Here is a 6,171-nt window from a genome sequence, read left to right as displayed (position 1 = left end):
CACGCGCACCCGCATTTTCAAAGACAAGGTCCTTCATGACCTGATCACCCTTTTCAGCAGTAATGTCTACGATTTGACCATCCTTGAAAGTTACTTTAATGCCTTCGATGATATTTCCGTTGTAGCTAAGTGGTTTTGTAGAGGTTACATAGCCCTCTGCACGACGGAAGTCAGGAGCCGTAAAGACTTCTTCTGTCGGCATATTTGGTAAGAATTCTTCGCCCTGTGCATTGATAGCGCCAGCTGATTCCCAAACGTGATTCTTAGGCAAGCCAAGTGTCAAATCTGTCCCTGGCGCTGTGTAGTGAAGGGCTGAGAATTGTTCTTTATTGAGCATTTCTGCCTTGCTCTTAAGGATAGCAGCATGCTCTTCCCAAGCTTTAACAGGATCTTCTTCGTAGACACGGCAAGTTTTGAAGATCTGATCCCAAAGGAGGTCCACTGCTTCTTCATCGCTCGCAGCATTTGGAAAAACCTTCTTAGCCCACTCAAGCCCTGCTGCAGCTGCTACAGTCCAGCTAACCTTGTTGGATTGCGTTGCGATACGCATTGGCTTCATCGCAAGTCCCATAGCTTTGGCAGAAGCTGAAAGCTTGTCAGCATCCACTCCGTTCAAGGCACCTGGGTCAGAAGAACGGACACCGAGACGGCTAGCCTTGTTTTCCAAGAGGTAGTTCATCTCAGCAATCTTGTATTCTGGCACATTGTTCAGACGCTCTATCGGCGCGTGGAGGAATTTCTCACGGTTGATGATATCATCTGTCCACTGAACAATAACCTCATGAGCACCCAAGGCATAAGCTTCTTTCACGATCAAATGCGCCAACTCACGTTGCTCCACATCGATAGAAAGAGCCAAGGTGTGACCAGGTTGCACGTTAATTCCATTCGCAACCAACAATTTCGCATATTTTTCTAGATTTTCTTTAAAATTTGGTAAAACCATTCTATTCTTCCTTTTCTTTTGTTATTTTTCCTTCAAAGCAGAAAATAATCCTGCTAAAGCAATGGCACCAGACAAGAGCGCTGTCGATAGAATAATTGTTTCATCTGCCAGCTCTAGCTGATAGTCAAAAATCTTTTCAGCAGGTTTATCTTCCGCAAAAATTCTTAGTTTCATCAAATGTCCCCCATTACTAGTATATCACATATATTAGCATTTTAAAAAACAAGCTCATTAAAGCTTGTTTTTATTTAACTATCACAAAAGTCGTGTACATATCTTTCCACTTCTTTTTCCATAAATTGAATCTCACAAATACCCCATTTATCATTCTTTACCGTTACATCTGCCATCATCTGTAATTTTAAACTCTGGCGATTGAAAATTCCTTCCCACTGTTTATATTTTGCACTTGGAACTAAATTTCCAAACTTCGAATTTTGACTATCTGTAATGATACAGAGATTCCCAAAGGAGTGCAAAAATTTATCATCAATTTTTTCAACTCTTTCATCACTATTTGGATGTTGTGGAAACCAATGCTCTATAGAACGACGATATGTAAATTTGAAATCTTCAAACTTAACATCGTATGCTTTCTTTAATTCTTCACGATTTTTCCATAAAACATAATCTACAAAGTTAAAAGCATAAACAGGAATTGCACCATATTTCTTAATTCTTCTATCCTCAGTAAACAGTCTTTCTTCTGCATACGTCACTGCCATTTTTTCAAGAAATTCTTTAAAATGAGCACCAAATTCTTGATCATTTAGTTCTTCAATATGTCTGAAGAGAAATTGAAAAATCTCATATAACCAACGACTATCACGATTAGCAGTAAAGGTCACAGCAAACATAGATTGAAGGAGGATAATGTTTTTGTTAATTTCCGAATCTGAAAATGTATTCTTAGTAAAGCGTTCTTCAACTATGTAATGCTCTTTCGCTTTTCCATTAGGTTGATATTCATAATAAGTTCCCTTCTGCAAAAACCATTCATCCTTATTTCTGCTTGAAGAATCCATATTTGAATTTCTAACGATGTAATTATCAAAAATATGTTTTATTTTAAGAAGAAATTCACTGAATTCAATAATCCAAGTCTTATTTTTATTTTTTATATCAAATAGGGCTAAAAGTTTCTTGTCGTCTAACTGAACCTCATTGGTATCCTTACCTTCCCAAATTGCCAATACATGGAGTAGGAAGGTTGGAAAATCGATAACTTGGGTATAATCACCAAAATCTTTTTCTACTTCTATATTTTTTTCATTTATCTTTTTTCCTAATATATCTGATAACTTTCTTCTTTCATTTTGATAAAAATCAATATCATCATAAATATTATGAAATGAGTAATTTGTAAAATGCCATCCAAAAATACGTTCGCGTTCTTGAAAATCATCTGCTCTCTTCCGTCGCATCTTAAATTGACTTGATACCGGCTTATCAAATTCCGCACAGGCATCCCAAATTCTTGCAAATTTTTGTGCCATTTCTTGATCTGCACCAAACTTGGCCATCATTTGCGCCTTAAGGATCTCATGAGCCTCTAGTTGTTCTCCACGAGAGTTGAAACGTTCGAAATAAAGATTTAAGTCTAAATCTTCAGAAAGTATACTCCGAAAAATAATAACTTTATCAAAAAGATAATCAACGAAAGACTGAGGATTAAGGTGACGCTCCTCTAGCACTTTTTTCAATGCGTCTTTAGCATGTCCGTAACCTCTAGTTAATTCATTTTCATCGTCCTCAGAGATTTTTTCCTTAGTAAATAGTTTTTGAATATTCTCATTTGATTTCTTCCTAGCTGGAAAGGTAAGATTGACAGCTTTCAATAGATCAAAACCAAACTCATGCTTCAAAGCTAAGGCAATCAAATTAAGGGCTGTTGTCCGTTGTTGCCCATCTATGATTTTGAAAATGTCATTCTCTTTATTAACGACTAATGTTCCAATATAGTAATTGTCTCTATTTTCTTGAAAAGCATCTGCTACGTCGTTCAATAACTGCTCAATTTCATCATAAGTCCAGGCAAAATTTCTCTGATAAAGAGGAATAGCATAGGTATCTTCATTTAACAGACGATTAACAGATAAGCTTATATGCGTTTCTACCATTTATCTTTTTCCTCTTCTATAATCTTGTCCACAGTATAATTTTCAAATAACTCTCTATCTATCTTTATCATGAAATCATTCGGAGTGACGGCATGAGATAAAAGTTGAAATAGCTTTTGAACCTCTTTTTGTCTAAACCTTCCACCAGCAGCATAGTTCCCAACCGTCGCATCATATATGGCTTTAGATTTAACTCGAGGGTAGTAAGACCAAATAAACAAGGTCTCTACTATCTCCTTTGATAGCTCCTCTTTTCCAAATCTATCTGCGAAAAGCGAGCAAATATTTAGGAATATATTGTGACACTTGAGATAGCGACCCTTTGAGCTATTGTAAATGTTTAACATACCTTCTGGGTAAGCTAAATTTTGTTCTTCTTCCTCTAACTCATTAGAGACTCCAAACTTTTTATTTAAAAAATTTTTATGAACTTTAATAGTTTCATGAGAAGATTCAATATACTCAAAAAATTTACTTCCATCAATTATTGGCATAGTAATTGACATAGGGAGTTTTTCAATATGACGATACAATTCTAGGTATGGAAAGTTCTGATTCAAATCAACGCCTTTAAAGTCGTCAATAAAATCCTCTGTAAAACGGAGATAAGAGCCATAACGCTTGTTTGTTAATCCTGTCTCTCCTCGCGACCAACGTCTCATACGAAAAAGATGTTTATCAAACAACTCTTTGAGACTTAACTCTTTATCCTCTACAAATTGCTCCCACTTTTCAACAATTCTTTCATCTTCGGAATCTTGCTTGCGAAGATGATAGGCCTTGAGCAAATCATGAGGTTCTAAAGATTTTCCACGATTATTCTGAGAATCAAATAGCTGAAAGGCCTCTGATAATCGTTCTTGGGGCATAGTAATCACAGAGACAGCACAATTCTCTAATAAAAAGTTGCAAATGTCTTTTGCCTCATTTTCGCCAACTAATTGAGTTAAATTTTTCCACTCATTATAATTTTCACTCGCATGATAGCAAGATAGCTCTCCAAATTCTTCAGCACTCAACAGTTGATTAGCACCCTTATAATTCTCTAAGTCATCTAACGAATGAAGAAACAAAGAAATTGAAATTAGCCGTTGCTGTCCATCGACAATATCTAAGTGTCCATCATTCTTATGCAGGATAACGGAACCAATCTGATATTCCTTTTTCCCCATAGCATCTCGTAAATCATAAAAAAGATTACGGATATGTTTTCTGTTCCATTTATATGGTCTTTGATAAGAAGGAATCCGCAAATTCCCTTTTTTCAATAGTTCTCCAACCTTTTTAGAAGTAAATTGAATAGTCATTTTATCCTCATTTATATTTATCTATCATTTCTTGAACCGTTCGCTTCATATCCTCTACTAAAATCCGAGGAGACAAAACAGTAACTGCTTCCCCTTGTCCCAGTAACCAGCGTTTAAGACCCGGTGTATACTGACTTTTAAACTTAAAATGAGTCCAGGAACCATTTTTCCCAACTATTTTTGCATTTGGAAATTGATCCATCACAATAGTAGGATCATACAAATACCCAATCTCAATACTGATTTTCTTCCCGATAAAAGCATCAACTCTCTCGTTACGAATATCACCATCTCTAAATTTATCTCGATAAGAAATAGAGGGTTTCTCTATACCACTAAGAGACCATGATTGGATACGGTCTACTCTTAAAGTAATATAAGTAGCGTGTTTTAACTGATAAACAACCAGATAAAAATAATGACTATCATAGTAAAGAGATACAGGCAAAACCGTCTGCTTCTTAGAAGACTCCGAATAAGGTTTTTGATAGATAATGTCTAAGACCTGTTCATGTAGAATAGACTCCGATAAATTCCAAATTTTCTCTATTCTATCTTGCTGATCCGTTAAGGGAGCATAATTAAGCTTTTCACTACCAATGATTTGCTCAATTTCTTTCTGGTCATCACGAGGAATTAAAATCAGTAAATTTTTTAGTAAGCTATCAATTTCTGGCCGATTCAATGCTCGATTTTCCAATAAAATCTTTGAAATAACAAGTATATCCTTTTTATTAAAAACTGACTTACTTGATAGGCTATACTTATTCGTTTTACGACTATAAAGCAGGTCTCCATTAAAATCGGGATGACTGGATAAAATATCACGAAGGAGCGAAAAATCTCTCTGTATCGTCTTTTCACTAACCTCAAATTCCTGGGCTAATTGCTTTTTTCCTAACGGAGTCCCAAACTGTAAGCGTAAAAAGATTGTTAGTAATCTCTCTTGATCATTCATTTGCAATTTCCTTCTACATATTATTCAAACAATATTATTTCCAGTACATTTTTATCACTTCTATAGTCTAACTAGCACTTTATATTCAAAACGATTAAAGCAAAATAAACTAGCCCTTAGATGATTTCAACTGTACCACTATGCCAGATTCGAAGAACTCAACTACGGATTCAGCCATATTTTTTAAGTCTTCGGGTAAGCAGTCTGAATATACAATGAAGAGTTTGCTTCTTTTCTTATTCTCTTTGAATTGCTGCATCCAGTATTCCTGTACCCTTTGATCAGCCTCTCCCAAGAATTGAACTCCATCCAGAAAAATCAAATCATACTCTGTATACTCCATTTGCATTTTTATCCATTGACTATGTTTAGAAAAAATCAAATTATCTCTCACTCGATAATATGCAAGTGATGCTATTGGAGTAGCAGGTTTTATTTTAGTTAACGTATAAAACAAATGCCATCTGTCAGTCTCTGAAATACCGCAAATGTAAATACATTGAGAATCTTCTTTTAAGTCTATTTGTGGAAATCCGGTCCAATCACTCCCATCATCTTTCAAGCCTTTTTCAAAATTATAAATTTCCTCTTCAATTGACACATTAGAATTTAAAATTTCTTGATTCACCATATTATACTCTCTTTTCTTTTATTTTTAAGAGAATTATAACAAATCAAGTGGACATTTTTTGTCCACTTGATCAAAATAAGCAATTTTTTAAAACAAATCATCAAACAAACTCAACTGGTTGTCCTCTGGCATATTGCCGAGAATCCCCATTTCATCCATCTTTTCAACCAAGGTTGATGAAAGTCCACCACGCTTGCGCAGTTCTGTCT

General features: G+C 35.3%; 6 protein-coding genes. All 6 read right to left on the bottom strand.

The window, feature by feature from the left end; all coding sequences use genetic code 11:
- Window positions 1-946, bottom strand: a 946-nt coding sequence (locus tag GMD4S_RS06665) for an aminopeptidase (RefSeq protein WP_000243906.1), incomplete at its 3' end; no start/stop codon positions are given.
- 21 nt (window positions 947-967) lie between these two features.
- Window positions 968-1,120: a hypothetical protein gene (locus GMD4S_RS06660; protein ID WP_000776613.1), complete on the bottom strand. Its 153-nt coding sequence runs from the start codon at window positions 1,118-1,120 to the stop codon at window positions 968-970.
- A 74-nt stretch (window positions 1,121-1,194) separates the two neighbouring features.
- The gene (locus tag GMD4S_RS06655) at window positions 1,195-3,066 is read right to left on the bottom strand and encodes a GmrSD restriction endonuclease domain-containing protein (RefSeq protein ID WP_000230428.1); all 1,872 of its coding nucleotides are present in this window, start codon (window positions 3,064-3,066) and stop codon (window positions 1,195-1,197) included.
- The gene (locus GMD4S_RS06650) at window positions 3,060-4,373 is read right to left on the bottom strand and encodes a DUF262 domain-containing protein (protein WP_000155167.1); all 1,314 of its coding nucleotides are present in this window, start codon (window positions 4,371-4,373) and stop codon (window positions 3,060-3,062) included. Before GMD4S_RS06650 ends, GMD4S_RS06655 begins: the two co-directional genes overlap by 7 nt.
- A gap of 7 nt (window positions 4,374-4,380) precedes the next feature.
- Window positions 4,381-5,331 (bottom strand): helix-turn-helix transcriptional regulator, encoded by a 951-nt coding sequence (locus GMD4S_RS06645; RefSeq protein ID WP_000999609.1) that lies wholly within the window; start codon window positions 5,329-5,331, stop codon window positions 4,381-4,383.
- Window positions 5,332-5,440: 109 nt separating this feature from the next.
- Window positions 5,441-5,962: a DnaA ATPase domain-containing protein gene (locus GMD4S_RS06640; protein ID WP_000247995.1), complete on the bottom strand. Its 522-nt coding sequence runs from the start codon at window positions 5,960-5,962 to the stop codon at window positions 5,441-5,443.
- Window positions 5,963-6,171: the final 209 nt, after the last annotated feature.

The organism is Streptococcus sp. GMD4S, assembly GCF_000296955.1.
The sequence above is the reverse complement of the archived record's forward strand: the minus strand, read 5'-3'. Positions and strand labels throughout refer to the sequence as shown.

What these genes read in the sequence shown, in the direction of transcription:
- GMD4S_RS06655 (WP_000230428.1), bottom strand. Translation starts at nt 3,066, where the DNA reads ATGGTAGAAACGCATATAAGCTTATCTGTTAATCGTCTGTTAAATGAA.
- GMD4S_RS06650 (WP_000155167.1), bottom strand. Translation starts at nt 4,373, where the DNA reads ATGACTATTCAATTTACTTCTAAAAAGGTTGGAGAACTATTGAAAAAA.
- GMD4S_RS06660 (WP_000776613.1), bottom strand. Translation starts at nt 1,120, where the DNA reads ATGAAACTAAGAATTTTTGCGGAAGATAAACCTGCTGAAAAGATTTTT.
- GMD4S_RS06645 (WP_000999609.1), bottom strand. Translation starts at nt 5,331, where the DNA reads ATGAATGATCAAGAGAGATTACTAACAATCTTTTTACGCTTACAGTTT.
- GMD4S_RS06640 (WP_000247995.1), bottom strand. Translation starts at nt 5,962, where the DNA reads ATGGTGAATCAAGAAATTTTAAATTCTAATGTGTCAATTGAAGAGGAA.